General features: G+C 73.7%; 29 protein-coding genes and 1 pseudogene. 11 read left to right on the top strand and 19 right to left on the bottom strand.

The window, feature by feature from the left end; genetic code table 11:
* Positions 1-92 precede the first annotated feature (92 nt).
* The 3 genes from ACZ7OU_RS27755 to ACZ7OU_RS27765 all read left to right on the top strand — a co-directional run bounded on the left by ACZ7OU_RS27755 (position 93) and on the right by ACZ7OU_RS27765 (position 2,669).
* Positions 93-404, top strand: coding sequence for a helix-turn-helix transcriptional regulator (locus tag ACZ7OU_RS27755; RefSeq protein ID WP_470257359.1), 312 nt, complete (start codon positions 93-95; stop codon positions 402-404).
* 39 nt (positions 405-443) lie between these two features.
* Positions 444-656 (top strand): DUF5808 domain-containing protein, encoded by a 213-nt coding sequence (locus ACZ7OU_RS27760; RefSeq protein ID WP_470257360.1) that lies wholly within the window; start codon positions 444-446, stop codon positions 654-656.
* A gap of 105 nt (positions 657-761) precedes the next feature.
* Positions 762-2,669 carry a potassium transporter Kup gene (locus ACZ7OU_RS27765; protein ID WP_470257361.1) on the top strand — a complete coding sequence of 636 codons (1,908 nt, stop codon included), beginning with the start codon at positions 762-764 and terminating at the stop codon, positions 2,667-2,669.
* Positions 2,670-2,997: 328 nt separating this feature from the next.
* Here the strand turns inward: ACZ7OU_RS27765 and ACZ7OU_RS27770 are convergent, their stop codons facing one another.
* The 7 genes from ACZ7OU_RS27770 to ACZ7OU_RS27800 form a co-directional block, all read right to left on the bottom strand.
* Positions 2,998-4,434, bottom strand: a complete 1,437-nt coding sequence (locus ACZ7OU_RS27770) for a sensor histidine kinase (RefSeq protein ID WP_470257362.1) — start codon at positions 4,432-4,434, stop codon at positions 2,998-3,000.
* On the bottom strand, positions 4,431-5,141 hold the full coding sequence (locus ACZ7OU_RS27775) for a response regulator transcription factor (RefSeq protein WP_470257363.1): 711 nt from the start codon (positions 5,139-5,141) through the stop codon (positions 4,431-4,433). Before ACZ7OU_RS27775 ends, ACZ7OU_RS27770 begins: the two co-directional genes overlap by 4 nt.
* The gene (locus ACZ7OU_RS27780) at positions 5,111-6,175 is read right to left on the bottom strand and encodes a streptophobe family protein (RefSeq protein WP_470257364.1); all 1,065 of its coding nucleotides are present in this window, start codon (positions 6,173-6,175) and stop codon (positions 5,111-5,113) included. Before ACZ7OU_RS27780 ends, ACZ7OU_RS27775 begins: the two co-directional genes overlap by 31 nt.
* Positions 6,175-6,936: an ABC transporter permease gene (locus ACZ7OU_RS27785; RefSeq protein WP_470257365.1), complete on the bottom strand. Its 762-nt coding sequence runs from the start codon at positions 6,934-6,936 to the stop codon at positions 6,175-6,177. Before ACZ7OU_RS27785 ends, ACZ7OU_RS27780 begins: the two co-directional genes overlap by 1 nt.
* Complete coding sequence (locus tag ACZ7OU_RS27790; RefSeq protein ID WP_470257366.1) at positions 6,933-7,838, bottom strand: ABC transporter ATP-binding protein; 906 nt, start codon at positions 7,836-7,838, stop codon at positions 6,933-6,935. The genes ACZ7OU_RS27785 and ACZ7OU_RS27790 overlap by 4 nt, the downstream gene beginning before the upstream one ends.
* A 115-nt stretch (positions 7,839-7,953) precedes the next feature.
* Entirely contained in the window at positions 7,954-8,784 is an 831-nt protein-coding gene (locus tag ACZ7OU_RS27795; RefSeq protein ID WP_470257367.1) for a DUF4097 family beta strand repeat-containing protein, read from the bottom strand.
* A 90-nt stretch (positions 8,785-8,874) separates the two neighbouring features.
* Complete coding sequence (locus tag ACZ7OU_RS27800) at positions 8,875-9,456, bottom strand: helix-turn-helix domain-containing protein (protein WP_470257368.1); 582 nt, start codon at positions 9,454-9,456, stop codon at positions 8,875-8,877.
* 65 nt (positions 9,457-9,521) lie between these two features.
* Between ACZ7OU_RS27800 and ACZ7OU_RS27805 the strand changes: the two genes are divergently transcribed.
* Together ACZ7OU_RS27805 and ACZ7OU_RS27810 are read left to right on the top strand one after the other, a co-directional pair.
* Positions 9,522-10,127 carry a class I SAM-dependent methyltransferase gene (locus tag ACZ7OU_RS27805; RefSeq protein WP_470257369.1) on the top strand — a complete coding sequence of 202 codons (606 nt, stop codon included), beginning with the start codon at positions 9,522-9,524 and terminating at the stop codon, positions 10,125-10,127.
* Entirely contained in the window at positions 10,124-10,597 is a 474-nt protein-coding gene (locus tag ACZ7OU_RS27810; RefSeq protein WP_470257370.1) for a DinB family protein, read from the top strand. Before ACZ7OU_RS27805 ends, ACZ7OU_RS27810 begins: the two co-directional genes overlap by 4 nt.
* A gap of 53 nt (positions 10,598-10,650) precedes the next feature.
* Here ACZ7OU_RS27810 and ACZ7OU_RS27815 read toward each other — a convergent pair whose 3' ends face one another.
* The 5 genes from ACZ7OU_RS27815 to ACZ7OU_RS27835 form a co-directional block, all read right to left on the bottom strand.
* Entirely contained in the window at positions 10,651-11,154 is a 504-nt protein-coding gene (locus tag ACZ7OU_RS27815) for a hypothetical protein (protein WP_470237136.1), read from the bottom strand.
* 69 nt (positions 11,155-11,223) lie between these two features.
* Complete coding sequence (locus tag ACZ7OU_RS27820) at positions 11,224-11,385, bottom strand: hypothetical protein (protein ID WP_470257371.1); 162 nt, start codon at positions 11,383-11,385, stop codon at positions 11,224-11,226.
* Positions 11,386-11,436: 51 nt separating this feature from the next.
* Complete coding sequence (locus ACZ7OU_RS27825; protein ID WP_470257372.1) at positions 11,437-11,967, bottom strand: hypothetical protein; 531 nt, start codon at positions 11,965-11,967, stop codon at positions 11,437-11,439.
* A gap of 48 nt (positions 11,968-12,015) precedes the next feature.
* A complete protein-coding gene (locus ACZ7OU_RS27830) occupies positions 12,016-12,351 on the bottom strand; it encodes a hypothetical protein (protein ID WP_470257373.1) in 336 nt (111 codons plus the stop codon).
* Positions 12,352-12,378: 27 nt separating this feature from the next.
* A complete protein-coding gene (locus ACZ7OU_RS27835) occupies positions 12,379-13,191 on the bottom strand; it encodes an IclR family transcriptional regulator (RefSeq protein ID WP_470257374.1) in 813 nt (270 codons plus the stop codon).
* A 144-nt stretch (positions 13,192-13,335) separates the two neighbouring features.
* On the opposite strand from ACZ7OU_RS27835, the gene fae reads away from it, so the two are divergent.
* The 5 genes from fae to ACZ7OU_RS27860 are packed head-to-tail and all read left to right on the top strand — an operon-like array spanning position 13,336 to position 18,504.
* The gene (fae, locus tag ACZ7OU_RS27840; RefSeq protein WP_470257375.1) at positions 13,336-13,869 is read left to right on the top strand and encodes a formaldehyde-activating enzyme; all 534 of its coding nucleotides are present in this window, start codon (positions 13,336-13,338) and stop codon (positions 13,867-13,869) included.
* Positions 13,866-14,975: a mandelate racemase/muconate lactonizing enzyme family protein gene (locus ACZ7OU_RS27845; RefSeq protein ID WP_470257376.1), complete on the top strand. Its 1,110-nt coding sequence runs from the start codon at positions 13,866-13,868 to the stop codon at positions 14,973-14,975. Before fae ends, ACZ7OU_RS27845 begins: the two co-directional genes overlap by 4 nt.
* Positions 14,963-16,453 (top strand): aldehyde dehydrogenase family protein, encoded by a 1,491-nt coding sequence (locus tag ACZ7OU_RS27850; RefSeq protein WP_470257377.1) that lies wholly within the window; start codon positions 14,963-14,965, stop codon positions 16,451-16,453. The genes ACZ7OU_RS27845 and ACZ7OU_RS27850 overlap by 13 nt, the downstream gene beginning before the upstream one ends.
* A 1-nt stretch (position 16,454) precedes the next feature.
* Complete coding sequence (locus ACZ7OU_RS27855; protein ID WP_470257378.1) at positions 16,455-17,372, top strand: NAD(P)-dependent oxidoreductase; 918 nt, start codon at positions 16,455-16,457, stop codon at positions 17,370-17,372.
* Between the two features lie 10 nt (positions 17,373-17,382).
* Positions 17,383-18,504 carry an iron-containing alcohol dehydrogenase family protein gene (locus ACZ7OU_RS27860; RefSeq protein WP_470257379.1) on the top strand — a complete coding sequence of 374 codons (1,122 nt, stop codon included), beginning with the start codon at positions 17,383-17,385 and terminating at the stop codon, positions 18,502-18,504.
* Between the two features lie 3 nt (positions 18,505-18,507).
* Here ACZ7OU_RS27860 and ACZ7OU_RS27865 read toward each other — a convergent pair.
* Both ACZ7OU_RS27865 and ACZ7OU_RS27870 read right to left on the bottom strand, forming a co-directional pair.
* Positions 18,508-18,624: pseudogene (locus tag ACZ7OU_RS27865) on the bottom strand (DUF6924 domain-containing protein); the annotation flags it as partial.
* Between the two features lie 219 nt (positions 18,625-18,843).
* Positions 18,844-19,449 carry an SGNH/GDSL hydrolase family protein gene (locus ACZ7OU_RS27870; protein ID WP_470237124.1) on the bottom strand — a complete coding sequence of 202 codons (606 nt, stop codon included), beginning with the start codon at positions 19,447-19,449 and terminating at the stop codon, positions 18,844-18,846.
* A gap of 50 nt (positions 19,450-19,499) precedes the next feature.
* On the opposite strand from ACZ7OU_RS27870, the gene ACZ7OU_RS27875 reads away from it, so the two are divergent.
* Entirely contained in the window at positions 19,500-20,312 is an 813-nt protein-coding gene (locus ACZ7OU_RS27875) for an alpha/beta hydrolase (RefSeq protein WP_470257380.1), read from the top strand.
* On the opposite strand, the gene ACZ7OU_RS27880 is transcribed toward ACZ7OU_RS27875, so the two are convergent.
* From ACZ7OU_RS27880 to ACZ7OU_RS27900, 5 genes are all read right to left on the bottom strand, one after another.
* On the bottom strand, positions 20,295-23,024 hold the full coding sequence (locus tag ACZ7OU_RS27880; protein ID WP_470257381.1) for a helix-turn-helix transcriptional regulator: 2,730 nt from the start codon (positions 23,022-23,024) through the stop codon (positions 20,295-20,297). The genes ACZ7OU_RS27875 and ACZ7OU_RS27880 overlap by 18 nt on opposite strands.
* A 137-nt stretch (positions 23,025-23,161) precedes the next feature.
* Positions 23,162-24,358 (bottom strand): metal-dependent hydrolase family protein, encoded by a 1,197-nt coding sequence (locus ACZ7OU_RS27885; protein ID WP_470257382.1) that lies wholly within the window; start codon positions 24,356-24,358, stop codon positions 23,162-23,164.
* Positions 24,359-24,440: 82 nt separating this feature from the next.
* Entirely contained in the window at positions 24,441-24,896 is a 456-nt protein-coding gene (locus tag ACZ7OU_RS27890) for a hypothetical protein (protein WP_470257383.1), read from the bottom strand.
* Between the two features lie 5 nt (positions 24,897-24,901).
* On the bottom strand, positions 24,902-25,471 hold the full coding sequence (locus tag ACZ7OU_RS27895) for an RNA polymerase sigma factor (protein WP_470237119.1): 570 nt from the start codon (positions 25,469-25,471) through the stop codon (positions 24,902-24,904).
* A gap of 11 nt (positions 25,472-25,482) precedes the next feature.
* On the bottom strand, positions 25,483-26,574 hold the full coding sequence (locus tag ACZ7OU_RS27900) for a S8 family peptidase (RefSeq protein ID WP_470257384.1): 1,092 nt from the start codon (positions 26,572-26,574) through the stop codon (positions 25,483-25,485).
* Positions 26,575-26,662: the final 88 nt, after the last annotated feature.

The raw sequence follows: 26,662 nt of genomic DNA on the forward strand, positions 1-26,662 counted from the left end.
ACGATGCCGGACCGGGCGGGTACTCCCCTCCGTCTCCTCCAGAATGACGAACTGTGCTTCGTCTGTCAAGTGTGGACGGCTATGCTGCCCGCATGGCCGGCTGGACGTTCCTGAGCAACCACGCGCACGTTCTGCTGTGCCTGGCGGAGGACCCGGACCACAAGCTGCACGACATCGCCGAGCGCGTCGGCATCACCGAGCGTGGCGTCCAGCTGATCCTCGCGGACCTGATCGCGGACGGCTACGTCGAGCGCGAGCGCGTCGGCCGGCGCAACCACTACACGATCCACCCGGAAAGCCGCCTGCGTCACCCGCTGGAGGCCCACCACCGGGTGGCGGAGCTGGTCGAGGCCCTGGGCCCGGAGCGTCACCAGGCGAACGGCCGACCGCCGGTTGACCGCTGATCACCCGCGGGTACACCCTGGTCGGGGAAGGTGATGACGATGGCCGGAACGGAAGAGCCGCTCGAGCCCCAGGGACACGCGGCCGGCGTCCCGTACGACTGGCGGCCGCCCACGGCGGGCCGGTTGCGGGCCCGCGTCTGGAACCCCGGCGACCGGCGGCTCTGGACCCCGAAGGCCTTCGGCTGGGGGTACGACCTGAACTTCTACTGGGTCGTCCATCCGCGGCGCTACCTGCGTGCGAAGCGGCGCTAGGATTCCGTAAATTCGCGTGAACTCCTCCGCGCCCCGGCGCGAAAACCGGCGTCCGGCCGGAGCGGGCCAGTAGGGTCCGGCGTGCCCGGCGCCGAGGAGGAGCACGTGAACGGGAAGACCACCACGGCGGACACCGTCCGCCTGGGCCTGGTGATCGGCGCGCTCGGCGTCGTGTTCGGGGACATCGGCACCAGCCCGATCTACACGCTGCAGACGGTGTTCAGCCCCAGCGACCCGCATCCGGTCCCGGTGAGCGCGGACAACGTGTTCGGCGTGGTGTCGCTGATCTTCTGGTCGGTGATGATCATCGTGACCGTCACCTACGTGCTGCTGGCCATGCGCGCCGACAACGACGGCGAGGGCGGCATCATGGCCCTCATCACCCAGCTGCGGCGCGTGCGCGAGCCGAGCGGGCGCCGGACCGCGCTGGTGCTGGCCGGGCTCGGCATCTTCGGCGCCGCCCTGTTCTTCGGCGACAGCATGATCACCCCGGCGATCTCGGTGCTGTCCGCGGTCGAGGGCCTCAAGCTCGTCTCGGACGACCTCGACGCCTGGATCGTGCCGATCACCGCCGTGATCATCATCGGGCTGTTCCTGGTGCAGCGGCGCGGCACCGCGGCGGTCGGGCGGGCGTTCGGGCCCGTCATGATCGCGTGGTTCGGGGTGGTCGGCGCGTGCGGGATCGCCGGGATCGCCGGGCACCCGGAGATCCTGAAGGCGCTCTCGCCGACGTACGCGATCGGGTTCATGGCCGGGCACTTCGGCATCGCGTTCTTCGCGCTGGCGGCGATCGTGCTTTCGGTGACCGGCGCCGAAGCGCTGTACGCCGACATGGGTCACTTCGGCCGGCGCGCGATCACCCGGGGCTGGCTGTTCCTGGTGCTGCCCGCCTGCGTGCTCAGCTACCTCGGGCAGGGCGCCCTGATCCTCGAGGACCCGGCGAACATCAGCAGCCCGTTCTTCCTGCTCGTGCCGAGCTGGGGACGGCTGCCGATGGTGGTGCTGGCGACGGCGGCGACGGTGATCGCGTCGCAGGCGGTCATCACCGGCGCGTACTCGGTCGCCGCGCAGGCCGCCCAGCTCGGGTACCTGCCCCGGCTGCGGATCGCGCACACGTCGGAGACCGAGCGGGGCCAGATCTACGTCCCGTGGATCAACTGGCTGCTCCTGGTTTCGGTGCTGACGCTGGTTTTCGCGTTCCGCAGCTCGACGGCGCTGGCGTTCGCGTTCGGCATGGCGGTGACCGGCACGATCACCATCACGACGCTGCTGTTCTTCTACGTCGCGCGGACGCGGTGGGGGACGCCGGGCTGGCTGCTCGGCGCCGGCGCGGCCGTCCTGCTGACCGTGGACCTGCTGTTCGTCGCGGCCAACCTGACCAAGCTCGTGCACGGCGCGTGGCTGCCGCTGCTGATCGGCCTCACGGCGTTCACGATCATGACGACGTGGCAGCGCGGCCGCCGGATCGTCACGGCCGAGCGCGAACGTCGCGAGGGCCCGCTGCCGGAGTTCATCGAGGAACTGCACGAAACCCCGGTGCAGCGGGTCCCGGGCACGGCGGTGTTCCTCAACCGCGGCGGCCGGACCGCCCCGCTGGCCCTGCGCGCGAACGCCGAGCACAACCACGTCCGGCACGAGCAGGTCGTGATCCTGTCGCTGGAGACCGAGCCGGTACCACGGATGCCGGCCGAGGAACGGGTGAGCGTCGCGGACCTCGGGCACGCCCACGACGGCATCGTGTTCGTCACGGCGCGGTACGGCTACATGGAGACCCCGGACGTCCCGGGCGCGCTGGCCCTGCTCGACCCGGCGCAGACCGAAGGCCGCCTGCGGCTGGACGAGGCGTCGTACTTCCTGTCCAAGATCGAGCTCCAGCGCGGCCCCGAGCCGACGATGGCGGCCTGGCGCAAGCGCCTGTTCATCGCGACGTCGTACATCACAGCGGACGCGGCGGAGTACTTCGGCCTGCCCCGGGACCGCACGGTGATCATGGGCTCCCACGTCGACGTGTAGCGGTGACCGGCGACGGCCGGTCCTGGTGGCGACTCGCAGGGCTGGTCGCGACCAGGACCGCTGCGACGTGGGGCTCGCCGATACGGCGCTGGCGGCACTGGCCAGATCGGTGGCCGGCTCGGTCTGCCGACCTCGACCGTGCATGGGCTCCCACGTCGACGTGTAGCGGTGATCGGTGACGGCCGGTCGCGACGGCGACTCGCAGGGCTGGTCGCCACCAGGACGGCCGCGACGTGGGGCTCGCCGATACGGCGCTGGCGGCACTGGCCAGATCGGTGGCCGGCTCGGTCTGCCGACCTCGACCGTGCACGGGCTCCCACGTCGACGTCTAGAGCAATGGCAACGCCAGCCGGAAGCAGGCGCCTTCGCCGAGGGCCGTCTCCAGTTCGACGTCGCCGCCGTGGGCGCGGGACAGGGACCGCGCGATCGACAGCCCCAGGCCCGCGTCCGCGCCGCCCGTTCGGGTGCGGGATCGGTCGGCCCGGTAGAAGCGGTTGAACACCTTCTCCGCCTGCTCGGCCGTCATCCCCGGGCCCTCGTCGACCACCTCGAGCACCGCGCGGCCCTCCGCCGTGCCCACGCCGATGCGGACCGGGGTGCCCGGTGGGGTGTGCGCCGCCGCGTTGCCGACCAGGTTCGTGACCACCTGGCGCAGCCGGGCTTCGTCCGCGTCGACCGGGGCCGGGCCCGGTGTTCCGACTCCGCCCGGCCCGGTCAGGGAAACCTCGCGAGAGGGATCCAGCGCCCGGAGGTCGTGGCGGGCGTCGCCGGCCAGGGTGCGCAGGTCCATCGGGGCGCGGTCGAGCTGTTCCTCGGGGGCCTCGTCGAGCTGGGCGAGCAGCAGGAGGTCCTCGGTGAGCGCCGTGAGCCGGGTGGCTTCGCGGTCGATGCGGTGCATCGCTTCGTCCACATCGGACGCTCCGGGCAGCGCCCCCATGCGGTAGAGCTCCGTCGATCCCTTGATGCCGAACAGCGGCGTGCGCAGCTCGTGGCTGACGTCCGCGACGAACGTGCGCATCCGCGCCTCGGACGCCGCCCGGTCGGCGAAGGCCTCCTCCAGCTGCCCGAGCATCGTGTTGAGCGACGCCGCCAGGTGCCCGATCTCCGTGCCGGGCGGTGCGAGGACCGGCACGCGCCGGGTGAGGTCGCCGCCGGCGATCGCGGCCGCCGTGTGCTCGATCCGGCGCAGCGGCCGCAGACCGCGGCCGAGGGCGAACCAGCCGGCCGCGGTCAGCACGACGAGCAACCCCGCGCCGGTGACCAGGCTGCTCACGCGCAGCTGGGTGATCGTGGCGTCGGCGCCGGCGAGCGGGGCGGCCGAAACGACCGTCCCGCCCCAGCGGACGGCCGGCCGCGCGACGGCCCGCCAGCGTTCCGACCCGTCGGCGGCGTCCAGGTCGACGGCCGTCCCGTCGTGGGGGACCGTGCGCAACGCGTCGAGCGGCGGCAGCGTCGCGCCGGCCACCCGCGAGGAGTGCAGGCCGCCCGCCACTCCGCCACCCGCGTCGAGGTAGACGACGTACGGGGTGCCGAACAGGTCGAGCGCGGGGTCGATCAGGTCCGGCCGCACGACGGGGCTCGCGGCCGGCGGCGGCCCCGCCGCGAGCGAGATGAGCTCGGTCATCGAGCGCAGCTGGCCGTCGAGCCGGTCGAGCTGGAAGCGCTCGAGCTGGTCGGAAACCAGCGCGCTGACGAGGGTCAGGCCGGCCAGCAGGAGGCCCGCGGTGAGCAGCAGCAGCCGGGCCCGCAGCGACAGCCGCCTCACCGCCGGCGCTCCCGCAGCACGTAGCCGACGCCGTGCACGGTGTGGATGAGCTTGGGCTCCTCGGTGTCCACTTTCCGGCGCAGGTAGGAGATGTAGGTGTCGACGATGCTGGCGTCGCCGCCGAAGTCGTCGCGCCACACGCGGTCGAGGATCTGCGCCTTGGACACCACCCGGCCGGCGTTCTCCATCAGGTAGCGCAGCAGCCGGAACTCGGTGGCGGACACGCGGACCGGCCGCCCCGCGCGCGTCACCTGATGGCCTTCGGCGTCGAGGGTGAGCGTGCCGACCGCCAGCATGTCGGCCGGGTGCCCCGCGGTCCGGCGGAGGATCGCGCGGATCCGCGCGATCAGCTCCGCGAGGTCGAACGGCTTCGTGACGTAGTCGTCGGCGCCCAGCGAGAGGCCGGTGACCTTGTCGGCCTGCCCGTCCCGCGCGGTGAGGAACAGGACGGGCACCGGCTGGTGCCGCTCGCGCAGCCGCCGTACCACCTCGAAGCCGTCCATGTCCGGCAGCATGACGTCCAGCAGCACCAGGTCGGGCGGCTCCGCGGTGGCCGCGGCGACGGCTTCGCCCGCCGTCGCCGCGGACGTCACCCGGAACCCGGCGAACCGGAGCGCGGCGGAGAGCAGCTCGCGGACGGTGGCTTCGTCGTCGACCACCAGCAGCCGTTCGGCGCTCATCGGTTCCGTGCCCGCGAGGTTTTCCATGCCCGCGAGGATACGGAGATCGCGCCGGCGAGCAGGCTGACGGCGAACCCGGCGAGTGCGCCGGCGGCGAGCGCGAGCAGCGGGTTCGCGGTGAGCCGCACGTCCAGGACCGGCACCGAGAAGCCGAACGCCGACACCGAGACGTCGGCCGAAACGCGCGAGAGCAGTGTCATGACCACCGCCACGCCACCCGCGACCGCGCTGACGGCCGCCGCCTGGCGCAGCGGGCGACCGCGGCGGAGGACCAGGACGAGGACGGAGGCCAGCAGGAGCGCGCCGGACACCCAGAGCCCGGGCGTGAAGTACCCGGGCGCCGGCACGCAGGGGAGCGTGGGGTCCACCGTCCACGGCACGCCGAGCCCCAGCAGCGCGGCGCCGGTCGCCAGCTGGGGGAGGGCGAGCAGCACCCCGCCGGCGGCCGCGGCACCACCGAACGTCCAGGCGGCGGCCAGGCACACCACCACGAGCCCGGCCGCCGGCCACCGGACCGCGCGAAAACCCTTCGCGACAGCGGGAAACCGCGTGATGAGCCGGCAAACGCCGACGACCACGAGCGCCCAGACCGCGGCACCCAGCACCGCCGGGCCGACGGCGACGGCGAACCCGGCCTCCAGGTGGCCGGACAACGGAACCCGGGGTCCGGCGGAAACACAGCCTCGCAGTCCGCCGGTGGCTTCCGGCAGCTTTCCCGTTGTCAGAAAAGCGATTCCGGCCACACCGGCCACAAAGGACACCGCCGCCGCGGCACCGCGGACGAGCAGGCCCTCCTCGCCGCGGCGCAGCAGCAGCCACCCCAGGACCACCGCGCCCGCGAGGGAAACGCCGAGCGGAACCGCCCGCAGGCCGCCGTGCACGGCCACCGGGAGCCCGCCCGCCGGCACCGCCTCGACGTCCACCGTGCCGCCGACGGCCAGCGCGACGACCGCCGTGGTGAACCGGCCGGCACCGAGCAGGGCCAGGCCGGCCGCCGCCACGCCCGCCATGGTCAGCAGCGCGGCGACGGCGGCGACCAAGCCCCGGGACACCTCCCGCATCAGACGTCCCGGCGCCGGAAGACCACGAACGCGGCCGCCAGCACCGCGGCGACGCCGAGGCACATCCCGCCCAGGTTCAGCCAGGGATGCGGGAAGTCCGGGTCGGGGACCGTCTTGAAGACCGCGGACGCGCCCAGCGTGGGCCAGTAGAAGAAGAGCTCGCGCAGCCACGCCGGGAAGAGGCCGGCGAGGGCGGGCACCAGGAAGACGATCCCGACGAGGGTGGCGAGCGCGCCCGCGGTGGCCCGCATGAGCGTGCCGAGCCCGACCGCGAGCAACGCGATCGCCGCGAGGTAGAGCCCGCCGCCCGTCACCGCGGAGAGCACCCCGGGATCGCCGAACCCCGCGTGCGGCAGGGACTGCGCGGCCAGGACCGTCTGGCCGAGGACGAACGCGCCGAACATCAGCACCTGGCCCGCCACCACGGCGACGGCGACGGCCACCACCACCTTGGCCGCCAGCAGCCGGTGCCGGCGGGGCGTGGCGATCAGCGACGTCTGCATCAGCCCGGTCGCGTGCTCGGACGTGACGACCAGGATGCCCAGCACCCCGATGATCAGCTGCGCGACGATGTACGACGTGAGGCTGCGGTTGGTGGGGTCCCAGGCCTGCGGGTCCTCGGCGTAGGTCTTCCCGGCGGCGTTCATGGCCAGTGCCGTGATGCCGAGGCCGACCGCGAAGAGGCACGCCAGGGTGTACCAGGTCGAGCGCAAGCTGCGGAGCTTGATCCACTCCGCGCGGACCGAGTGGGCGAAAGTCACGCGCTCGCTCCTTCGTACTCGACGCTGTCCTTGGTCAGCTCCATGAAGGCGTCTTCGAGCGAGACGCGCTGCGGGGTCAGCTCGGCGAGCGGGATCCCGTGGTAGGCGGCGAGCTTGCCGATGTCCGTGCTCGTCATGCCGGAGACGACCAGCGCGGCCTCGGCGCCTTCGCGCACGGTGGCCCCGGCGGTGGTGAGCAGGCGTGTGAAGCCAGGATCGGGCGTCCGGACGAGGACGGTGCCTTCGCCGCGGACGAGCTCGCTCACCGCGGTGTCGGCGACGAGCCGGCCCCGGCCGATGACGACCAGGTGGTCGGCGGTCTGCGCCATCTCGCTCATGAGGTGGCTGGACACCAGCACGGAGCGGCCCTCGCGGGCCAGCGAGCGCATGAAGTCGCGGATCCACCGGATGCCTTCGGGGTCGAGCCCGTTGACCGGCTCGTCGAAGATCAGCACCCGCGGGTCGCCGAGCAGCGCCGCCGCGATGCCGAGGCGCTGGCGCATGCCGAGGGAGAACCCGCCGGCGCGCTTGCCCGCCACGCTGTCCAGCCCGGTCCGGGCGAGCACCTCGCCGACCCGGCGGCGGGGGAGCCCGTTGCTCACCGCGAGGGCCAGCAGGTGGTCCTGCGCCTTCCGGCCACCGTGGACGGCGCCCGCGTCGAGCAGGGCGCCGACCTCGGTCAGCGGCACGGGAAGGTCGCGGTAACGGCGGCCGCCGACGGTGACGGAACCCCGCGTGGGCGCGGCCAGGCCGAGGATCATCTTCATGGTCGTGGACTTGCCGGCCCCGTTCGGGCCGAGGAACCCGGTGACCTGCCCGGGTTCGACGGTGAACGTCAGGTCGTCCACGACGGTGTCGGGGCCGTATCGCTTGGTCAGGCCGCGGATCTCGATGGTCGTCATGGCGGCGAGCCTGGCCCGCCGTCCTGGCCGGTTCCTGGGAGGTTCTGGGAGAACCCTGGGAAATCCGCGGCCGGACGGGGTGCCGGCCGCGGCGTTCTCCGGAAATCGATCCCGCTCAGGCGTCCGCGGGGTGGATGACGATGTCGCCGAGGCGGGTGCGGGCGTGGACCTTGACCGGGTCCGCGGACTCGCCCGCGTGCTCCGGCAGGGAGTTGCGCACCGTTCCCTTCGTGCTGTCCGCGTCCACCGACGCGGTGGCGCCCGCGGCGATGCCGATCTCGATGCCGCCGGCGGCGTTCGTGAGGTCCGCCGGACCGCTCGTCAGGCGCCCGATCCGGATCGGGCAGCGCGCCGCCTCGGCGAAGACGCCGCCGTCGGCGCGGTCGACCGTGAAGCTCCCGCCGGAGCCGCTGAGGTCGACGTCGGAGCGGGCGTGGCCGACCCACACCTGCCCGCTCGAGCCCACGTACCGCAGCGGTCCGCCGACCTCGCCGAGCCGGACGCCGGCCGTGCCGCCGTCGAGTTCGGCGGTCCCGGCGACGTGCTCGATCGCGACGTCGCCGGCCGAGAGGCGGCCGCGCAGGGAGCCGACGTGGCCGAGCTCCAGCCGGCCCGACGCGACGTCCAGCTCGCAGGCACCGAGCGGGCCGTCGGCGTGCACGTCGGTCCAGGCCGTCTCCAGGACCAGCGCCGACCCGGCCGGCAGCTCGATCGTGATGGCGACCGACCCGGTCCGGGCGCCCGGCTTGTTCGTCTTGACCGTGAGCTCGCCGCCGGCGAAGGCGACTTCGGTCTGCTCGGCCACCTTCACGTCCGACTCGCTCGCGCCGGTGACGGGTTCGACCCGCACCACGGTGTCCGGACGTTCGCTCGCGGCGATCCGGACGCGGGCGCCGGCGGTGGTGACCCAGGCGGTGATCGGCTCGGGCGTGGTGAAGACGGTCATCGTGGTTCCCCTTGCGGTGGGTGGCTTCCGGTGTTGAGACCACCTTCGCGGGGTGACCTGACACCGGGCTGACACCGGCCGGACACCCGCTCAGTCACGGGCGGCGCGGGCACGCAGGTGCGCCCGTTCGCCGTGCTGTCCGAAGAGGATGAGCAGCTCGACGGCCTTCCCGTCGGCACTGCCGAGCCAGTGGGGCAGCGTCGTGTCGAACTCCGCGGCCTCGCCGGTGGGCAGCACCAGATCGTGCTCGCCGAGGACCAGCCGCAGCCGGCCGTGCAGCACGTAGAGCCACTCGTGACCGTCGTGGGTCTGGTGGTCCGGTTCGAGCGGCTCGCCGCTCGGGATGATCATCTTGTACGCCTGCATGCCGCCCGGCCGCCGTGACAGCGGCACGAACGTCATGCCGTGGCGGTGCAGCGGGGTGAGGTGGACGCGCGGGTCGCCGGTGCGCGGTGCGCCGACGAGGTCGTCGAGCGGGACGCGGTAGGCGCGGGCCAGCGGCAGCAGCAGCTCCAGGCTGGCCCGCCGCTGCCCGCTTTCCAGGCGGGACAGCGTGCTTTCCGACACCCCGGTGGTGCCGGCGACCTCGGCCAGCGTCAGCCCGCGGGCGCGGCGCAGGGCCCGCAGCCGCGGGCCGACGGCGTGCAGGAAGTCTTCGAAGTCGTCGGTCACCCGGCCATCTTGCCGAAACCGCAAGAAACCGTGCCACCTCGGCACGGCCACGGCACGGTGGGCCCATGACCACCACCGAGTTCTGGGACGCCCACCACGCGACCCCGCGAGCCGATCCCGCCGCGAACGTCAGGCTCACCGAAGTCGTCGCCGACCTGGCGCCCGGCACGGCGCTCGACCTGGGGAGCGGCGCCGGCGGCGACACGCTGTGGCTCGCCCGCCACGGCTGGCGCGTGATCGCGGCCGACATCTCCGGCGTCGCGATCGCCCGCCTGGCCGCCCGGGCCCGCGACCTCGGGCTCGGCGACCGGGTCACCGCCGAGCGGCACGACCTGGCCGTGACGTTCCCCGCGGGCCGCTTCGACCTCGTCTCGGCGCACTACCTGCACACGCCTTTCGCCCTGCCACGCGCCGACGTCCTGCGGCGGGCCGCGCGGGCGCTGACCCCGGGAGGACGGCTGCTGGTCGTCGACCACGGGTCGGTCGCGCCGTGGTCGTGGAGCCGGGACGCGCGGTTCCCGTCCGCGGGCGAGGTGGCCCGATCGCTGGACCTCGACGACGGCGAATGGACCGTCGAGCGCGCCGAAGCCCTGTCCCGCCGCGCCACCGGACCCGGCGGGCAGGTCGCCGACGTCGTCGACCACCTGCTGCTGATCCGGCGCGCCCGATGACCCGCCGGGACACGCCGCCGCCGCGGACCGGCCCCGGCGAGAAGGAGGTGCTGCGCGGGTTCCTCGACCAGCTGCGCGCCGCGGTGGCCGCCAAGGCCGAGGGCGTGCCGGAACCGCGGGTCCGGACACCCGGCGTGCCGTCGGGCACGTCGCTGCTGGGCCTGGTGCGGCACTTGACCCACGTGGAGCGCTCCACGTTCCTCGGCGAGCGCACGGCCGACTGGCCCGGCACGTTCCGGCCGCGTCCCGAGGAGACGGCCGCTTCACTCCTGGCCGGCTACCGCGCCGCCGTCGCGGAGGCCAACGCGGTCATCGACGCGTGCACCGACCTGACCGAGCCGGTGGCCCGCCCGGCCGGTTCGCCGCCGTCGATGCGCTGGGCCCTGGTCCACATGATCGAGGAGACCGGCCGCCACGCCGGGCACGCCGACATCCTGCGCGAGCTGATCGACGGCAGCACGGGCCGGTGACCGCCGGCCGCGGGACCGGGCCCGCCCGCGGTGCGGCGGGCCCGGTTTCCGTTCTAGCGGACCGCTTTGCCCGCCGCGAAGTACGCGTTCGACGGCGTCATGAACGACAGCACCACGCCGGTGGCCGCGGCGAGCACGCCGACGTAGGCGACGATCGTGCTCTGGCCGACCAGCAGGGAAATCAGCTGCAGGGCGGTGAGCACCGTGAGCACGATGCGCGCCCAGTTGCGGCCCGCGCGCAGTTTGAACGCGAACAGCAGGTACAGCGCGGCGATGATCACCGCGATCACGACCGCCGTGATCATCGCGAAGTTCACGGCCTGGTCGATCTGCGACTCGGTCAGGCCGGTGCCGCTTGTTCTGTTCGAATTGCGCAGCGCGTCGGCGATCGCGTCGTGGTTTCCGAAGATCAGCAAGCCGCCGACGAGCCCGATGACGGTCGAGGCGATGAACGCCCAGAAAGCGCCTTCGACCGTGCTGGGCCGAGCGGGCGCGGCGGCCGGCTGGCCGGTGGCGGACGACTCGGGATAGTTCGGGTAATTCGGTGATTCGGTCATAGAGATCGAATAGCACGCTTCCGGGTCGTCCGCCGATTGAAGCGCCATTTCCGGCGTTCAACCGTGATCTCACTTACCGCGGCTGAGGGCCTCCCGCTTGACGAAACCGATCACCGCGGTCGCGACGAACAGGACCGCGCCGACGATGATCAGCCAGAAGAGCCCCTTGATGACGATGCCGAGGACGGCGAGGACGGCCCAGATCACCAGCAGCCCGACGAGAATACCCATGACAGCTCCCTCCGAGGACGTGCGCGGAGTGATACCCGGTCCGCCCGGCGGCTACACCTGTCCGGCGCCGCGACGCCGTCGCCAATACGCCCACGTGACGGCGGCCAGCAGCGGCGCCCAGAGCAGCAGCGGCAGGTAGCAGGCGACGAGCAGGGCGTGCCAGCCCGCGCCGGCGAACGTCACGGCCCCGAGGCCGGGGAAGTCGCGGAAGGCGTACGCCCAGATCACCGCCAGCGCCACCGCGCCGGCGGCCGCCGGGACGATCGCCGCGAACGGTGCGACCCGGCGGCCGCCGAGCAGCGGGATCCACCGGGGGACGCGTTCGCCCCACGGCCGGACGAGGCCGAGTGTCAGCAGCGCCAATGCTTCGGACACCACGCTCAGACCGACGACGTAGGCGGCTTCGCCGAACCCGATCGGGTGGTACGGCCGCAGCCCGAGGTCGGCGCCGGCGGCGAGGAAGAGCCGCCAGATCCCGGACGGCAGCGTGACCATCGGCACGGCGTGGGCGGCGACGACGGCCCACCGCGGCGGGCGGCGGCCGTCCCGGACGGCGGGGGAGCCGGTGAGCGGAGCGATCATGGGCCCGAGTCTGGCTCGGCGGGAGCGCCGGAACCTCCCGCCGAGGTATCAGCCGTCCCCTTCCGAAGGGGGAGTGCGGGCGCGCGGGGTCGCCTCCAGCTTGGCCAGCAGGCCGGTGAGTGTCGTGCGCTCGGCCCGCGTCAGCCCGTCGATCAGGCCCGCTTCGTGGTCGAGCAGCCGGGGGACGTTCGCGTCGATCAGCGTGTGGCCGGTGTCGGTGAGCTTGACCGCGAGCTGCGGCGGCCTCTTCGTGAGCCGCATCGTGCTGGTCACCTGCACCGGGTCCGGGCTCGGCAAGGCGATCGCCGGGCGGTTCCGCGCGGCGGGGGCCAGCGTGGCCGTCACCGGCCGGACGCCGCACGTCAACGGGGGTGCCCACACCACCCGGTGACCCTCCACTGTGGATGGTCGTCAGGTGAGCCGCGCCGTCGGCGGTGGTTTCGGGCGCGCTTCCCAGCCGAGGTGGGAAGAAACCCGCGCGGCGGCCTCCGCGGTGACGCGGCCCGCGTCGTCGAGGCGGTCGGCGAGGCGTCCGGCGGGCGCGGAGACGTTCAACGCCGCGACGACCCGGCCGCGGAAGTCCCGGATCGGAGCCGACACCCCGACGAGATCCTCCTCGAACTCCTCGCGGACGCGGGCATAGCCGTCCCGGCGGGCTTGCTGGATCTTCGCCCACAGCTCGGGCAGGGTGTGCACTTCGGACAGTGGGTGGTGCGTGTCCGGTGCGGGGAAACGGATGTAGAGATCGTCCGGGGAGGCGTCGAACAGCAGGACGCGCCCCGCCGACGTGCACTGGGCCGGGACGCCGCGGCCCTCCCAGCCGTGCACGCGGAAGGAGTGCCCGGACACCGACAGCAGCGTCAGCACCTCCTGGTCGCGCAGGACGCAGAGGTGGTTGGTCTCTTCGAGCTCGGCGGACAGGTCCCGCATCACCGGCTCGGCGGCCCGGATGAGGCGGTCCTCGACGGTCCGGGCGACGAGGGAGAACAACCGCCAGCCGAGCCGGTAGCCGAGCGTGTCGGGATCGCGTTCGACGATGCCCTCTTCGGCGAGTGCCTTGAGCGCCCGCGAGACCTGGCTCTTCTCCCGCCCGGTGAGCTGCGAGAGCCGCACGACGCCCAGCTCGCCGGCGCGCTGCGCCTCGGGGGAGGCGAGCGCTTCCAGCAGGTCGAGGTCGCGGCGGAGGCCGTGCCCCTGGTGCCGGGTGTCGTCCGCGAGTGCCATGCCGGAAAGTTAACAGCGGCGGTCCGGGACGGCCGCGGTTGGCGCCAGCGCAACCCGCGTTGCGATCTCCCGCCGTCCCTTGCCCGCGGTTTCCGGGCGCTCCTACCGTCGATCCCGCCGCACCCCACCGACCGGGAGCACCCCATGACCTTCGCGTCCACCGCGCTCATCGGCGAAGCCTTCGTCGGCGAGGGCGCCAACGCCGCCCACACGAACGTCGTCCTGGGCCGCCGGGGCGGGCCGGTGGAAGCCGCCTGGGCCACCGCCCTCGCCACGCCGAGCGCCGGCCACGTGCCGTTCGTGACCGTGCTGCGCCCCTCCGTCCCCGTGCGGCCGCCGACGCTGTTCGTCCCCAAGGCCGCCGCCGGCACCGACCTGCACCGGCGGGCCACCTGGGGTGCCGCGCAAGCCGGGCTCGCCCAGGGCGTCGTCGACGCGATCGAGGCCGGTGACCTGCCCGCCGAGGAGACCGGCGATCTCCTGCTCATCGCCGCCATCTGGGTCGACCCCGGGGTGGCCGACCTCGACGAGGCCTTCGTCAACCAGCGCGAGGCCGCCGCCCGGGCGATCCGCGCCGCCGTGCGGGGCACCCCGTCGATCGCCGACGTGCTCGAAGCCGCGCGCCGAGGCGCCGCCAACCCCTTCTACACACCCTCACCCGAAATGGTGACCCGATGAAGATCACCGCCATCACCCTCGACCGGCTGCGGCTCGAGCTGGACCCGCCGCTGCACGCCGCGTGGGACCCCGATCCGCGACGCCACTTCGACGCCACGATCGTGCGCGTCCACACCGACGACGGCGTCACCGGCATCGGCTCCGGCGACACCATGGCCGGCTTCGAGGCCGTCGAGCACCTGTTCCTCGGCGAGGACCCGCTCGACATCGTCCGGCACGTCAAGGCCATCGAGACGGCCAACTTCCACGGCGGCCGCTTCTGGCCCCTCGAGGCCGCCCTCTGGGACATCATCGGCCAGGTCGCGGGCCTGCCGGTGGCGACGCTGTTCGGCAACGCCGCCCGCTCGCTGCCCGCGTACGCGTCTTCGGCCGAGCTGAAGGCACTCGAAGAGCGCGTCGAGACGGCCCTGCGCGCCCGTGAGGCCGGGTTCCGCGCGATGAAGATCCGCATCGACCGCGACCACGTGAACGACGGCGTCGCCACCGTGGCCGCGGTCCGCGACGCGCTCGGCCCGAACTTCGAGATCATGGTGGACCTCAACCAGTCCTGGCGGATGGCGGGCGACACGAGCGCCGCGTCCGACCTGGCCAAGACCCGGAAGCTGGTGCGCCGGCTGGCCGAGCTGGACGTCTTCTGGGTCGAGGAACCCCTGCCCTACGCCGATCTCGACGGCTTCCGGACGCTCCGGGCCGAGAACCCGGGCGTGCGGATCGCGGCGGGGGAGATGCACCACTCGATGCCGGAGCTGCTGCGGTACCTCGAAGAAGACGTCCTCGACGTCTACCAGACCGACGTCGTGCTCGCGGTCGGCCTGCACCGCGCGCGCACGCTGGCCGAGCTCGCGCAGCTCAAGCACCGCGCGTTCACCCCGCACAGCTGGACCAACGGCATCGGCGTGCTGGCGAACCTGCACGTCGCGGCCGGCGTCGGCGGCGGGCCGTACTTCGAGTTCCCCTGGGACCCGCCCGGCTGGACGCCCGAACGCCGCGACTTCATGCTGGCCGAGCCCGTGATGATCACCCCGGCCGGCGAGCTGGAGGTCCCGCGGCGACCCGGCCTGGGCATCGAACTGGACGAGGAGGCGGTGGACCGGTGGCGGATCTGACCCACCAGGACTGGCTCGCGGCGGCCGGACGGCTGACGCCCGAGACCCGGCCGTTCATCGGCGGCAGGTTCGTCGAGTCCACTTCGGACGAAACGTTCCCGAGCGTATCCCCGCGTGACGGCCGCGAGATCGCCCGCATCCCCGCGGGCAGCGCGGCCGACGTCGACCGCGCGGTGCGCGCCGCCCGCGAGTCCTTCGAGGACGGACGCTGGCGCGACCTGCCGCCCCGCGACCGCAAGCGGATCCTGCTGCGCTGGGCCGACCTCATCGCGGCGCACACGCCGGAGCTGGCCCTGCTCGACACCCTGGAAATGGGCAAGCCGATCAGCGAGTCGCAGCGCGTCGACGTCGCCAAGACCGCCGAGACGATCGCCTGGTACGCCGAGACGATCGACAAGACCTACGACGAGGTCGCGCCCGCTCCCGGCACCGCGCTCGCGTGGATCACGCGCGAACCGCTCGGGGTGATCGGCGCGGTCGTGCCGTGGAACTACGCCCTGCTCATCGCGTCCTGGAAGCTCGGCCCGGCCCTGGCCACCGGCAACTCCGTGGTGCTCAAGCCGGCCGAGCAGACGTCGCTGGCGACGCTGCTGCTGGCGCGGCTGGCGACCGAAGCCGGTCTGCCGGACGGCGTGCTCAACGTCGTCCCGGGCCGCGGCGAGGTCGTCGGCCAGGCCCTCGGGCGGCACCCGGACGTCGACAAGATCGCCTTCACCGGCTCGCCCGAGGTCGCGCGGCTGTTCCAGGTCTACGCGGGGGAGTCCAACGGCAAGCAGGTCGCGGTGGAGGCCGGCGGCAAGTCGCCGCAGCTGGTCCTGCCCGACGCCGACCTCTCCGCCGCGGCGTCGGCGGTCGCGTGGGGCATCTTCTACAACGCCGGCCAGACGTGCAACGCGGGCTCGCGGCTGATCGTGCCGGCCGGGCTGAAGGACGAACTGCTCGGTGAGATCGTCAAGATCACCGAGGAGACCTTCCGGCCCGGCGACCCGCTCGACCCGGCGACGGTCCTCGGCCCGCTCGTGGACGATGTCCAGCTCGACCGGGTCCTCGGCTACCTCGACACGGCCCGGGCCGAAGGCGGGAAGGTCGTGCACGGCGGCGGGCACGACGGCCTGACCATGGAACCGACCATTGTGGACGGTGTGCGGCCCGGCACGGCCATCGAGCGCGAGGAGGTCTTCGGCCCGGTGCTGGCGGTGCTCACCTACGACGGCTCGCCCGCCGAAGGCCTCCGCCTGGCCAACGGCACCGACTACGGCCTGGTCGCGTCGGTCTGGACCCGCGACGTCACGACCGCCCACCGCGTCGCGCGGCGGCTGCGCGCCGGCACGGTGTGGATCAACACCTTCGACGCGAGCGACGTGATCACCCCGTTCGGCGGCTTCAAGGCGACCGGCGCGGGTCGCGACAAGTCGCTGCACGCCATTGACGCCTACACCGCACTGAAGACCACCTGGCTCGACCTCCCGGAGACTTAGGATGAAGATCGGTTTCATCGGCCTGGGCAACATGGGCCGCCCCATGGCCCGCCACCTGATCCTGGCCGGCCACGACGTCACGGTCCACGACGTCCGCTCCGAAGCGGCGCTGGAGCACCTCGGCCTGGGCGCCCGCTGGGTCGACGACCCGGCCACCTGCGCCGGCGGCGTGGACGTGCTCGTCACGATGCTCCCCACCCCGCGCGTCGTCGAGGACGTCCTGCTGCGCGGTGGCGCGGCCGCGGCCCTGCCGCCGGGCGCGCTCTGGATCGACATGTCCACCTCGACCCCCGCCGCGGCCCGTCGCGTCGCCGAAGAGGTCCTCGACGCCCGCGGCGTCCGGCGGCTCGACGCGCCGGTCAGCGGCATGGCGCGCGGTGCCGAAGCCGGCACGCTGCAGATCTTCGCCGGCGGCGACGGCGGCGACTTCCGCGAAGCGCTGCCGCTGCTGGAAGTGCTCGGCGATCCCGAGAAGATCCTCCACGTCGGCGCGGCCGGGCACGGCTACACCGTCAAGCTGATGATCAACCTGCTGTGGTTCTGCCACGTCGTCGCCACGTCCGAGGTCCTCGCGATGGGCGTCAAGGCCGGGGTCGACCTCGGCGTGCTGCGCTCGGCTCTGCTGGCGAGCCCGGCCGCGTCGCACTTCCTCGAGCACGACGTGCTGTCGGTCCTGGTGGACGGCGACTACGACGACTCGTTCGCGATGGTGCTGGCGTGCAAGGACCTCGGGCTCGCGGTCGACCTCGCCCGCGACGCCGGGGTGCCGGCCGAGCTCTCCGCGCTGGTCGAGCAGATCTTCCGCCGCGCGAAGGCGGTGCACGGCGACCTCGCCGGCGAGATGAGTCCCGTCCGGTTGTACGAAACGTGGGCGGGCCGGGACTTCCGCCTGCCCTTCCCCGCCGTCCCGGCCGTCTGAAGGAGACCGCATGCGCCTGTCCGTGGAACCGACCGGCCGCACCGAATACGGCCCCGGCGTCGTGACCGAGCTGCCCGGCTTCGTCGAATCCCTGGGCCACACCCGGGTTTTCGTGGTCACCGACCGCGGCCTGCGGGCCACCGGGATCGTCGGGCGCGTCGAGAAGATCCTGGCCGCGGCCGGGATCGAGCACGCCGTCCACGAGGACGTCGGCCCGAACCCGTCGACGGCGGAGCTCGACCGCGGGGCCGCCGCGTTGCGCGCGTTCGGCGTCGCGGCGGTGCTCGCGCTCGGCGGCGGATCGGCACTGGACGCGGCGAAGGGCATCTCCTTGCTCGCCGGCAACCCGGGCGCGGCCGCCGCGGACGCGGACCGGCTGTGGGACGCGAGCGACGGCCTGCCCCTGGTCGCGGTGCCCACCACGGCCGGCACCGGCGCCGAGGCCAACGGCTTCGGCGTCACCGAGGACCGGTGCGCCCGCCGGAAGGTCTACATCGGACACTCGTCGGTGAAGCCGCGGATCGCCGTCCTGGACCCGGAACTGACGCTGGGCCTGCCCGCTCGCGTCACCGCCGCCACCGGTCTGGACGCCTTGGTGCACGGCATCGAGTCCTTGGCTTCGCGCGGGTCGACGCCGTTCTCCGCGGCCTACGCGACGCAGGCGGTGAGCCTGGTCGGGCGCTGGCTCCCGGCGGCCTACCGCGACGGCGCCGATCTGGAGGCGCGGTCCGGGCTGATGCTCGGCGCGCACCTGGCCGGGCACGCGCTGACGTTGTCCGGGCTCGGGCTGGTCCACGGGATCGGGCACGCGCTGACCGCGCACACGGGCACTCCGCACGGCGTCGCGCTCGCCGCGGTGCTGGAGGAGGTGATGGCGTTCAGCGCGCCGGCCGCGGCCACGGCGTACGAGACGACGGCCCGCGCGCTGAGCCTGTCGCCGGGTGCGGCGATCGAGGCGGTCCGGGAGATCTCGGGCGCGATCGAGATCAAGCGCCCGCTGCGCGACCTCGGCGTGACCCGCGACGATATCCCGGCATTGGCGGCGGACGCGGTCGCCGACGCGGTCACGAAGAACGCGCCGCGGCTGCCGTCGGAGGCCGAGGTGGCCGAGCTGCTGGGCTCGGTGTACTGACGGTCAGAACCCGCGGAAGACGCCGTCCGCGCCGGTCGAGTGGGTGAAGTCCGCCCAGTCCATGTTGGCCAGGTTGATGTTGTTCTCCACGCTCCACAGCTCGGCGGGCACCACCCGGAACGGCTCGAGGTCGCGTTCTTGGTCTGGGAGAGGTACGCGACGGGGTCAGTGTCGTCCCGTCCGTGAGGAGGACCGATGATCGCCGCTCGCCTGCTTCTGCCGCAACGCTTCCACGCCGAGGTTTCGACCGCCCGGTCGTCCACGGGTGTGACGCGGGCCAGGAGCCTTTCGCCGCTGGGTGTCCGGACACGCTCGGTCAAAGATCGTTACGGCGCCCGGTTACGCGGCGAGATCGGCCGCCACGGCCAGCACGTGGGGCGCCAGCGCGTCCGCGATCACCCCGTACCCGGCCGACGACGGGTGGAACCGGTCCGCCGAGAACAGTGTGGGATCCGCGGTGAACCGGGCGCCGAGCTCGGGACCGGGAGCCGCGACCGAGCCGCCCGCGCGGATGACCGCGTCGGCCTGGGCCTGCGCGTACTGGCCGCTCGCCGCCGAGACCAGCTGCCGGTAGGCCTCCGGGACCCACGAGACGATCCCCAGGTCGGGTGCCGGGACCACGATGACCCGCGCGCCGGCGCGGACCAGCCGGGCCACGGCGTCGTGCACCTGGCCGGCCGCGACCGCCGGGGGGACGAACCGGGCGAGGTCGTTCGCGCCGATCACGATCAGCGCCAGGTCGACGCCGGTGCGGAGCGCGACGCCGACCTGGCGTTCCAGATCATCGGAGCGGGCTCTCGGCACCCCGAAGCCGTGCAGGTCCACGGTGTGGCCCGCCGCGCGCAGCCGCCGGGCGAGGCGCTGCCCGAGCGTGTCCTCGGCACGTGCGCTGCCGACGCCGGCCGCCAAGGAGTCGCCGAGGACGCAGAATCGGAGAATGCTCATCGCCCGGTACAACGTCCGAACCGCGTCGTTGTTTCCCGGGGTGGGTGCGCTTGACTAGGACCGTGGTCGTGCGGGTGCTGCTCGGGCTGGTGCTGGTCGTCGTCCTGGTCCTGGCGCTGGTCTGGATCTTCCAGCGGCGCCTGATCTACCAGCCGGACACCTCGCCCGTGCCCGCCGCCGGTGTCGTGCTGCCCGGCGCCGAGGAGGTCCGGCTCCGCACCGCCGACGGGCTGGAGCTGGGCGCGTGGTTCGTCCGGCCCGCTCAGGCGGCCAAGGCGACCGTCCTGGTGGCGGGTGGCAACGGCGGCAACCGCGCAGGCCGGGCGCCACTGGCCGCGAAGCTCGCGCAGGCGGGTCTCGCGGTGCTGCTGTTCGACTACCGGGGTTACGGCGGCAATCCCGGGTCTCCCGACGAAATCGGCCTGGCCCTCGACGTCCGCGCGGCCCACCGCTTCCTCGTCGAGGAGCAGCGCGTACCGCCGGAGCGGCTGCTCTTCTTCGGCGAAAGCCTCGGCTGCGCGGTGGTCGCCGAACTCGCCCTCGAGCACCCGCCCGCCGGGCTGCTCCTGCGGTCGCCGTTCACGGATCTCGCGTCGGTCGGCGCCGACGTCTACCCGTTCCTGCCGGTGCGGTTGCTGCTGCGCGACCGGTTCCCGGTCCGCGACGAGGTCGCCCGCCTGCGCGTCCCGGCGGTCGTGGTCCTGGGCGGCCGGGACTCGCTCGTCCCGCCGGCCCAGAGCCGGGAGGTGGCCGCGGCGGCGTCGGCGCGGCTGGTCGAGGTCCCGGGCGCCGACCACAACGACCCGGTGCTGCTCGAAGGACCCGACGTCGTCGACGCCGTGCTGTCACTCGTGCCGCGGTGACCCGCCGGCCGTCACCCAGGTCGCGACCTGGGCGCGGTTGGTGAAGCCGAGCTTGGTGAGGATGTGCTGCACGTGGCTTTCCGCCGTCCGCTCGGAGATGTGCAGCAGGGCGGCGATCTGCTTGTTCGTCAGCCCGTCGGCCACGTGCGTGGCGACCTCGCGTTCACGGCGGGTCAGCGGGCCCGGCGTGTCCCCGCGCAGCGCGGCCGCCAGCGCACCGGCCTCCTGGCGGAGGGGAGCCATCCCGAGCCGATCGGCCGTGGCCGACACGGACGCGGTGAGCGCGAGGGCCTCGTCGACGTCTCCCGGCCGCGCGCGCCGCGCCAGCGCCTTGGCCAGCCCGAAGCGGGCCAGCGCGGCGTAAGGCGGCGTGCCGGCCTCGTCGTCGGCCGCGGCGGCGAGCTTGAACTCGCGGACAGCTTCTTCGAGCCGGCCGGCGGACGCGGCCGCGAGCCCGAGGAAGTGCCGGACCGAGCCGGCGACGAGGACCGAGCCCGCGCCGCCGGTTACGAACAGCCCGGCGTGCGGACGCAGGAGTGCTGCCGCCCGCTCGACCGCGTCCGGCGGCCCGAACTCCGCGCCCAGCTCGACGGCGACGGCGGCCACGGGCAGCGTCGCGGGCACCGGCGTCCGCTCGGGCACGCAGGCCCGGCGGTAGAGCTCGCCCGCCCGGTCCCGCTCGCCGGCGTGCAGCAGCCACGCGGCGTGCATCAGGCCGACGAACGGCGGGGCGTTCTCGGCGAAGATCCGTTCCATCTCGGGCGTCACCAGGCTGGTCCGGCCGGTGAGCCCGGCGATGGCGGCCAGCACGGTGATCGGCACGCCCTGCAGCGACATGTGCGCCCGGTCGGCGACGAGCGCGAAGCTCTGCCGGAGCGCCTCGACGGCGTCGTCGAACTGCCCGCGCGCGATGGCGAGCGTGGCGGAGCTGCGCAGGTGGTGCCACCGCGCGAGGGGCCGCCGGAGACGTTCGGCGAGCAGCCGCAGCGCGCCCAGCTCTTGCTCCGCCTCTCCGAACCGGCCGAGCATGAGCAGCGCGTCGAACCGCCACAACCGGCCCCACAGCACGCCATCGGCGTCGTCGCCCGCTTCGCCGAGGGCGATCATGCGGTGGGCGAGGGCGAGCCGTTCGTGCACGCCCTCGGGCCCGGACCGCACCATCTGCCGGGCGCGCAAGGCCGAGCGGAGCACGTCCGGGTCGCCGAGCCGTTCGGCGATCGCCAGCGCCTCGGCGGACGCAGTTTCGGCCTCGGCACCCCCGAGGAACCCGGCTTCGCCCGCCTGCAGGGCGAGCAGCCGGGCGCGCAGCGGATCGTCGCCGGCCGGGAGCCCGGCGAGTGCTTCCCGCGCGATCTTGGCGCCGTTGAAGCTGCCCCACGGGTCCGACAGGCCTTCCATGGCCAACGCCGTCTCGCCCAGCACGGCCGGGTCATCGGCTTCCCTGGCTGCGTCGGCGGCGGTCTCGAGGACACGGGAACCGCGCTCGATCTCGCCGCCGCGCAGGAGGGCGATCCCTTCCCGGAGGCGCAGCCGCGCGCGGTCGGCGGGGGAGGCGGGCGCCGCGTCGAGCGCGCGCCGGTAGAGCTCGGCCGCCCGTTCCCACGCGAGCTGGGCCAGCGCCTGGTCGCCGGCCCGCTCGGCCCACAGCGCGGCGCTTCCCGCGTCGCCGACCGGCAGCGACTCCAGCCAGTGGTGCGCGATCTCCGACGTCCGCGACGGGTCCCGCCGCTCGAGCCACGCCGCCATCCGGGCGTGCGCGGTGAGCCGCGCCGCCGTCGGCAGCCCGGCCGCCGCGGACTCCCGGATCAGGTCGTGCTTGAAGCCGTGCGGGGTCACGATGCCGGCTTCCGCGGCCTCGTCGAGGTCGGTGAGGACGTCGGCCGCGGGCCGGCCGGTGACGTCGGCGAGGGCGGCCGGGTCGACGTCGCGGCCGAGCACGGCCGCGGTCGCGACGAGCTTCCGGCACGGCTCGCCCAGCCGGGCCAGCCGCGCCCGGACGGTGTCCACGACGCCGTCCGGCAGGGCGTCCCCGGCGGTGCCGGCCAGCCGGGCCAGCTCGGTCACGAAGAACGGGTTGCCGCCGGACCGGCGGCTGACCAGCGTCGCGATCTCGGGGGAGACGCCGCCGAGCTGCTCGACGACCTCGGCCTCGGTCAGCCCGGCCAGCCGGATCCGGGTCAGGACCGGCTCGCGGGCCAGCGCCGCCAGGGCCGCGGTGAGGGCCGCCCGGCCGGTCGCCTCGGTGTCGCGGTAGGTCACCACGAGCAGCACGGGCGCCCGGTCGAGGTCGCGGGCCAGGTGGACGAGCAGGGCGAGCGACGCCGCGTCGGCCCACTGCACGTCGTCGAGCACCGCGAGCAGGCCGTGCGGTGCGGCCGCTTCGCGGAGGCTGTCGGCGAAGGCCTCGAACGCGGTGAACCGCGCCTCCGCCGGGCCACCGGTGTCCCCGGTGGGGAACGGCCGGTCCAGCGAGCGGGCCAGCTGCCGGAAGACCCAGTAGGGCGGGCTGCCCTCGTCGTCGCTCGCGCGTCCCCAGCCGACCGGGACGCCCGCCCGCTCGGCGTCCCGGGTCAGCTCGCGGGCCAGGCTGGTCTTGCCGATGCCCGGCTCGCCGACGACCAGCACGAGCCGGCCGCGCCCGGCCCGCGCCTCCTCGAGGCGGGCGCGCAGCAGGTCCAGCTCGCCGGTCCGGCCGACGAAGCCCCGCTCCATGAGCGGCAACGATACGGCTCCCAGGCCGCTTCAGCGTGGTTCGCCGGGCCAGCGGAACTTCGGTCCGGCCGGCCAGATCGGGGCGGGGAACCACGCGGCCCGCGCCAGGCCGGCGACCAGGAACCTCAGGAATTTCTTCATGCGATCCACGTCCCTCGCGCGCACACGGCGCGGACCCGGAGCAGCGCCCGCGGGTCGGCCAGCGGATCGCCGTCGACGGCCAGCAGGTCGGCGTCGAACCCGGGCGCGACGCGGCCCTTGCGGTGCGCGAGCCCGCAGACGCCCGCCGCGACGGAGGTGATCGCCCGCAGCGTGTCGGCCGGCGACAGGCCGACCTGGCGCAGCATCAGCGGCGCCCACGGCAGCACGCCGTGCGGCTTCACCGGCGCGATCCCGGCGTCCGTGCCGGCGACCATCCGCGCGCCGAGCTCGACGAGCCGCCGGTAGTTCGCGACGACCCCGGGCATGCGCCGGGCGAGCTCCTCGGGCGGAGCGAGACCTTCGACCGGCACCATGCCGACCGTCGCGCCGACGGCCACACCCCGGTCCACGACCGCGCGCAGGAGCTCCTCGGGGTGGTCGACGCCGGTGGCGGACCAGAAGCTCACGTGCTCCATGCCGTCCACGCCGGCGGCGAGGGCGTCGGCGATGGCCGAGGTGCCGTGCGCGTGCGCGGTGACGGGCAGCCCGTGTCGGTGCGCCTCGTCGACGGCGGCACGCAGGACGTCCCGGTCGAACTGCGCGCGCTCCTGGCGCGTGCCCGGCGTCATCGTGCCGCCGCTGGCCATGATCTTGACGACGTCGGTGCCGCGCTCGACGTGCTCGCGCACCGCCGCCCGCACCCCGGCCTCGCTCGCGTCCGCGACCCCGCCGAGGAAGTGGCAGTGCCCGCCGGGACTGGTGATCGGCGGCCCGGCGGCGACGAGCGTCGGCTGGTCCACGCGGCCCTTGAGGGCCAGGGAGAGATAGCCGCGGTCCCCGAGGTCCCGCACGGTGGTGACCCCGGCCCGCAGCGACGCCCGCCCGGCTTCGGCCATCGCGGCCAGCGCCTGCGCGTCATCACGAGCGGCGAGCCGGGCGACCGGGTCGACACTCGCGTCGAACGCGAGGTGGACGTGCGTGTCGACCAGCCCGGGCAGCAGCGTCGCCCCACCGAGGTCGACGACGTCGGCCCCGTCGGGTGCGGTCCCGCCGGACTCGACACCGAGGATCGTGGCGCCATCGAGCACCACCAGCGGCTCGGCGACCAACGCCGACCCCGCACCATCGAACAACCGAGCCGCGCGGACGGCGGTGAGCCTGCGCCGCTCGGTCACCTGAAGCTGTTTCGTCATGCGGGCCACGATCACCCGTTCCGGGGCCGCGCACGTCGGGGCAAGTACGGAGCCGGGGTACGGAGATCTGCGGCCCGGTGACCTAGAGGGTGGTCCACCCGGTGACGACGACCTGCCCGCCGGCGCTCCGGAAGAAGAACCGGAACGTGCCGGCCGGTTTCGGGGAGACCACGAACCAGCCGTCGTCGTCGACCGGCACCGTCGTGGGCCGGCCCTCGCGGGGGCGGATCTCCATCTCGCCGGCCCGTGGGGGTGCGATCTGGCCGTGCAGCGCGTCGGGGTCGACTTCGATCCCGATCGTCGTCTCCCGGCCGGCGAAGGTCATCGAGCGCAGGGACAGCGGCTCCGCGCGGGAGCCCGCGGGTTCGGGGGTGGTCGCGGAGTCGTGGGTCAGCATCGCCAGTTCCGCGTCGAGCGTGTGCCACTCGAACGCCGCTCTCGCCGTGTCGAGGAACCAGCCCGGGACGTCCTCGGCCTCCCGCAGTGCCGCGCCCAGCTCGGCCAGCAGGTCCTCGTCGCTCTGCCCGTGCTCCGTCATGCCGTTCACGCTTCCGGGGATTCTGCGAACGGGGCCATGGGCGCGCTGTGGCGGAGCGCGTCGAGACACCGCTTCCGGGTGGGACCGATTCCGCCGATCCGGATGTCGAGCCGTTCCGACACTTCCGTGTAGGACGACGGCGGATCGGCGAACAGCAGGGCGAGCAACCGCCGGCACCGTTCGGGCAGTCCGGCGAACGCCTGCCGGAGTGCGATGTTCCGTTCCTGCCTCAGCAGTTCCGCGTCGGCCTCCGGCGTCTTTTCGTCGGGAATCCGGTCGTACTCGCCGACGAGGATCTGCTGTCCGTGGCCGCGCAGGACGCGCAGGCACTCCCGGGCGGTGACCGTGGCCAGCCAGCCGGGCAGCGCCGCCGGATCGCGGAGGTTTCCCAAGCCTTCGACGAGGCGGAGCCAGACGTTGGCGCCGGCCTCCTCGGCGTCCGCCCGGGACAGCCGGTGCCGCCGGCACACCGACCACACCAGCGGCGCGTACCGGTCGACCAGCGCGTCCCACGCGCGCTGGTCGCCGTCCCGCGCCCGCTTCACGAGCGCGACCACCTCGGGATCGTCCCGCATCGCGATGTCCTTCAGGCCGGCCGGTAGACCGTCGCGAGCTTCCCGTCGACGGCGCTCTGCAACGCCTTGGCGGGATCGGGGTCGCTCGCCAGTGCCTTCGCGATCAGCCCGCTGACCCGGGCCGCCGCGAACGACGTCCCGCTGATGCTCGCGTAACCGGCGAAGTCGACGGGGCCGCGGGACATCCGGACAGTGCCTTCGAGGTAGAGCCCGGGCACGTCGACGCCGTCCGCCGTGACGTCGACCCAGTCGCGGTCCATGCTGAACGAAGCGTCCGTGGCGCCGACCGCCACCACCTCCGTCATCGCGGCCGGCCAGATCGCCAGCGGCGGGTTCCGCAGGTACCCCCGGTTGCCGGCCGCCGCGACGATCACGAGCTTTTCGTTGCCGCGCTTGACCGCGTCGATCGCGCGCCGCAGGGCGAGCGGCGCCTGCGCGTCCGCGGTCGTCGTCCCGAACGAGAGGTTCAGCACGTCGATCCGCTCGTCCTGGAAGTCGGCGATCTTCTTCGCGGTTTCCCACACCGTGTTCCGCCCGGTGCCGCCGTCGAGCCCGGCCTTGACGATGATGTGCGCGTCCGGGGCGAACTGGTGGACGACGCCGGTCACGAAGGTCGAATGGCCTTGCCAGGCGCCGTAGGTCCCGTCGGCGGCCGGCGTGGATTCGACGTCGGTTTCGACGAGCTCCTTCGTGAAGAACGGGTGCATGTACAACGGGGTGTCGACGACGCCGACGCGGATGTCGCCCTGCACCTTCTCGGCCGCGGCGAGCCGCGGCGGTGCCGCCAGCGGCCGCGGGTCGCCGTAGCTCTTGTGCTGCGGGTACCCGATGAACGTGTCCCGGTTCTTGCCCAGCATCGGGACGCTGCCGGTGGTGGCCGCGAACCAGGTCCGGAGGTCGTAGAGGAGAACGTCCAGGTCGGTGAAATCACGCTCGTTCCGGCGCTCGAGCACTTCGATCTCGTTCCGGTATTCGCGCCGGGCTTCCTCCGCGTAACCCGGCAGGTTCTCGAGATCCTTGATCAGCGCGAGCTGGAGCCGATCGTCGACCTCGGGTTTCGAGCCATTCTTCCGGACTCCGAGTGCTTTCAGTCGGTTTCTCACCGTCGCCAGGCTTTTGATGTCGACGATCAGTTCACTCTGTTCCGCCATGATCCGCCCTCTCCGCAGCGTGGGATGCTCATATCCGACG

This window comes from Amycolatopsis sp. NPDC114505, from assembly GCF_055633615.1.